Source organism: Micromonospora sp. NPDC049679 (assembly GCF_040659735.1).
GTDB lineage: Bacteria > Actinomycetota > Actinomycetes > Mycobacteriales > Micromonosporaceae > Micromonospora_I.
Genome location: NZ_JBFANZ010000084.1, coordinates 1 through 3,982 on the forward strand (window position 1 = coordinate 1; position 3,982 = coordinate 3,982).

The following is a 3,982-nucleotide window of genomic DNA, read 5'->3' on the forward strand; positions in this document are numbered from 1 at the left end:
GCGGGCGCCCGACCCGGGCGCCCGCCGCCGCAACCCCACCGACCATTCGCTGACGTCGAAGGATCAGATCGACCGCGCCACGCAGATCACCGGCGACGGCCGGCGCCGCCGCCACCTCCTGCGGCAGCGTCACCGGCGTCGGCACGAGGATCCCGGCTGCTCCCGCCGCTCCCGCGGCGGTCATGTCGCGGCCGATGTCGCCGACGACGACGCACCGCCCCGGCGTTGTGCCCAGGGCGCTCGCGGCGGCGAGCACCATGCCCGGCGCCGGCTTGCGGCAACGGCATCCGTCGCTGTCGTCGTGCGGACAGACCTGCCAGGTGTCGAAGGGGCCGAGCAGTTCCTCCACCCGCGCGTGCACCCGCCGCAGATCATCCGTGCTGAAACGACCACGGGCGATGCCGGACTGGTTGGTGACGACCCCGAGCCGCAGGCCGGCGGCGCGCAGTCGGTCCAGCGCCTCCCGTGCACCCGGCACCGCACGGACCTTCGCCGGCTCACCGTTGTAGGGAACGTCCCGCACCAGGGTGCCGTCACGGTCGAAGAGCACGGCATCGAAGAGGCCGCCAATCCGAGCGATCTGCTGGCTCTGCACGGGGGGCGAGTTCCCGGGGCAGGGGAGAGTAAACATCACCGTCAACCCCGCCGGGACGCCGCGTTAGGGCTGGTCAGGAGGGGGTAACGGCGCACAGTGGCAGTCGTCGAGAAAGTGATTCCGGTCCCGCCGGCGCGGGTGTTCGCCGTGTTGAAAGATGGCTGGACGTACAGCGACTGGGTGGTCGGCACCGCGCACATCCGCGACGTCGACGACGGCTGGCCGCGACCCGGGGCGAGCCTGCACCACAAGGCCGGTCCATGGCCGTTCTCCCTGAAGGACAAGTCCACGGTCGTCTCCTGCGACGAGCCGCACGAGCTCACGATCTGTGCCGGGGTGTGGCCGACCGGCGAGGCCACCGTGGTCTTCCGGTTGGCGCCGGCGGACGGTGGGGGCACCCGCGTCACCCTCGCCGAGAACTTCTCGGCGGGGCCGCTGGGCGCCGTCTGGAACAAGGCGAACGATCTCGTGCTGCACCACCGCAACCACGAGACGCTGCGCCGGCTGGCGGACCTCGCGGTCCGGGGCAGGGGTGTCTGATGGCGCAGAAGGTGATGATCGCCGGCGCGAGCGCGGGGGTCGGGCGCGCGCTGGCCTGCACGTACGCCCGGCGCGGCGCCGAGATCGGGCTGATCGCGCGGGGGCGTGCGGGGCTCGAGGCGACCGAGCGGGACTGTCTCGCCCTCGGCGCCGTCGATGCGGTGAGCCACCGGGTGGATGTGGCCGACGCCGACGCCGTGCAGCGGGCCGCGGACGCGACCGCTGAGCGGTTCGGCGGCATCGACGTGTGGATCAACAGCGCGATGGTCTCCGTCTTCGCGCCGGTCTGGGAGATCACGGCAGCCGAGTTCCGGCGGGTCACCGAGGTCACCTACCTGGGCACGGTGCACGGCACCCTCGCCGCGCTGCGCCACATGCGTCCGCGCGGGCGGGGCGCGATCGTCCAGGTGGGGTCGGCGCTCGCGTACCGGGGCATTCCGCTGCAGTCCGCGTACTGCGCCAGCAAGCATGCGATCCAGGGGTTCAACGACTCACTCCGCGCCGAACTGCTGCACGAGTGCCCGGGCATCACGCTCTCCATGGTGCAACTGCCCGCGCTCAACACGCCGCAGTTCTCCTGGGTCCGCACCCGGCTGCCCCGCCACCCGCAGCCGGTACCGCCGATCTTCCAGCCGGAGGTGGCCGCGGACGCCATCGTCTGGGCGGCGGACAACGGCACCCGCGAACTGAACGTCGGCGGGCCGACCCTGCAGGCGCGGATCGGTGACGTGATCGCTCCCGGCCTGCTCGACCGCCTGCTGTCGCGTTCCTCGATGGGGTTCGACGCTCAGCAGACCGACGCGCCGATCGACCGCTCGACCTGGCGGGACAACCTCGACCGTCCGGAGGACGAGGAGCGTGACCGCGGTGCTCACGGCGTCTTCGACGATCGGGCGAAGGACCGGTCGCTGGAGCTGTGGGCGGCGACGCACAAGCCCTCGGCGGGGCTGCTCATCGCCGGGCTCGGCGCGGCCGCCCGGACGCTCGCCACCGTCGCCCGCGCCCGCGCCCGCCGCTGACGCTCCGGCTGCGCCGCCGCGCCGATCAAGGGGGACCGGCGTCGCGGCGGGGTGCGGCGGCGGTGGGGGCGCTCGCGGGCTGGCACGATCAGTGGCGTGACCTCGAACCTGCCGATCGGACCGCTCCTGGCCACGGTCCTGCTCGCGTTGGTGGCGTACGCCGCGCTGGTCGCGTACGCGGGCGGGCTGGGGCTGCACCGTCAGATCGTCACCGCGTCGCTGCGGGCCGCCCTGCAGCTCGCCGCGGTCTCCATGATCATCGCGGTGGTTCTCCGTTCCGGGGCGTTGACGGCTGTCTTCGTGACCCTCATGTACGTGGTCGCGGCCGTCACCGCGGGCCGGCGGGTGAGCCGGGAGCGCGCGGGGCATCGCGTCGCCTTCACCGCGATCGCGGCCGGTGTCGCGCCGGTTCTCGCGCTGCTGCTGCTGTCGGGGTTGGTGCCGCTGCGCGGCATCACCGTCCTGCCGATCGCCGGGATCCTCACCGGCGGCGCGATGACGGCGACGTCACTGGCCGGCCGCCGCGCCCTGGACGAACTGCGCACCCGGCACGGCGAGTACGAGGCGGGGCTCGCCCTCGGCCTGCTCCCGCGGGACGCGGCGCTGGAGGTGTGCCGCCCCAGCGCGGCCCAGGCGCTGGTGCCGGCGCTGGATCAGACCCGGACGGTCGGTCTGGTCACCCTTCCGGGCGCCTTCGTCGGGATGCTGCTCGGCGGGGCGGGCCCGGTGCAGGCCGGCGCGGTCCAACTGCTCGTCCTGATCGGACTGCTCGCCGTGCAGGCGACCGCCACGATCGTCACCATCGAGTTCGTCGCGGCGGGCGTGGTGCGTCCCGCCGCGCGCTGACGCCGTCGACGTCACGATGTCGGGGATGTGCTGCGTGCGGACGCCGGGAGACAGCAGATCCGCTGACAGTGCGGTATCCGGTGAACGGAGTTCCCGGCCGGGGAACGCGAGCTGCGCCCGCCGGACGGGCCGGCGGGCGCACCCCCGTTGCCGTCGATCGTGAGATCAGCAACCGCAGGTGTAGTAGAGAACGTCCCAGTGGCTGCCCTCTTTGGTGTAGAGGTTGCCGGAGGGGGCACGGTACTGGTAACCCCACCCGGAGACGTACCCGACGTACGTGTAGTTGGCCTTGATGTAGTTCTCGATGCAGGTGCTCAGGCTGGTGTCGACCTTGTAGCCGTTCCAGTGGCTGTAGGTGCCGCTCGCGTGGCCGGTCTCGGTGCCGCCGGTGATGTTGACGGCGCAGCCGCTGGCCCGCTTGAAGGTGATGATCCCGGTGATGGTGGCCTGGCGGATCCCGTCGAACGAGGTGCAGGTGGGCTTGTTCCGGTCGCTGCAGCCGCCGCTGGAGCTCCAGGTAATGCCGGCGCCCTGCAACTGGGAGGTGGCGCTGGAGTGGGTGATGGCGAAGGCGGGCGTCGCGAAGCCCAGTGCCGTGACGGTGGCGGCGAACGCCGCGACGAGCATGGTGAGAACGCGTCGACGGAGCGGACGGCGGGGTGCTGACATGGGTATCTCCCGAGTCGCAGGCAAATGGAGGTAATTTCTTGCGAAACAGGGGCCGGGCCTTGAAAGATTTTTAGCAGTTGGCGGCTGCGCCCGGATAGATAACGATCCGCCCATAGCATCGACGGGATCGGCCGGACGGGTGACCCGCCGCGTCAGCGGTAGACGGCGCGCTGGGCGGTGGCGATCGCCGCCGCGTAGAGGCCCCCGCTCACCGCGCGGTCGCGGGACCGCCGGCAGGTGACCTTCGCCGGCTACTGGCGCCTGGGCGCCTCAAACGACGATCTCCAGGCAGAGGCACTCTCCGCCGCAGCGG

5 protein-coding genes are annotated in these 3,982 nt (G+C 72.1%); 3 read left to right on the plus strand and 2 right to left on the minus strand.

The window, feature by feature from the left end:
- A partial coding sequence (locus AB0J06_RS26255; protein ID WP_357432335.1) for an HAD family hydrolase occupies window positions 1-631 on the minus strand: 631 nt, incomplete at its 3' end.
- Window positions 632-691: 60 nt separating this feature from the next.
- On the opposite strand from AB0J06_RS26255, the gene AB0J06_RS26260 reads away from it, so the two are divergent.
- The 3 genes from AB0J06_RS26260 (at window position 692) to AB0J06_RS26270 (ending at window position 3,000) form a co-directional block, all read left to right on the plus strand.
- Complete coding sequence (locus tag AB0J06_RS26260; RefSeq protein WP_357432337.1) at window positions 692-1,135, plus strand: SRPBCC family protein; 444 nt, start codon at window positions 692-694, stop codon at window positions 1,133-1,135.
- Window positions 1,135-2,154, plus strand: a complete 1,020-nt coding sequence (locus tag AB0J06_RS26265) for an SDR family oxidoreductase (RefSeq protein WP_357432339.1) — start codon at window positions 1,135-1,137, stop codon at window positions 2,152-2,154. The genes AB0J06_RS26260 and AB0J06_RS26265 overlap by 1 nt, the downstream gene beginning before the upstream one ends.
- Window positions 2,155-2,250: 96 nt before the next feature.
- Window positions 2,251-3,000, plus strand: coding sequence for an ABC transporter permease (locus tag AB0J06_RS26270; RefSeq protein ID WP_357432341.1), 750 nt, complete (start codon window positions 2,251-2,253; stop codon window positions 2,998-3,000).
- 165 nt (window positions 3,001-3,165) lie between these two features.
- Here AB0J06_RS26270 and AB0J06_RS26275 read toward each other — a convergent pair whose 3' ends face one another.
- Window positions 3,166-3,669: a hypothetical protein gene (locus AB0J06_RS26275; RefSeq protein WP_357432343.1), complete on the minus strand. Its 504-nt coding sequence runs from the start codon at window positions 3,667-3,669 to the stop codon at window positions 3,166-3,168.
- Window positions 3,670-3,982: the final 313 nt, after the last annotated feature.

Bases quoted from the DNA above. Each gene is read 5' to 3' on its own strand.
- AB0J06_RS26275 (WP_357432343.1), bottom strand. From the start codon at position 3,669: ATGTCAGCACCCCGCCGTCCGCTCCGTCGACGCGTTCTCACCATGCTC.
- AB0J06_RS26265 (WP_357432339.1), top strand. From the start codon at position 1,135: ATGGCGCAGAAGGTGATGATCGCCGGCGCGAGCGCGGGGGTCGGGCGC.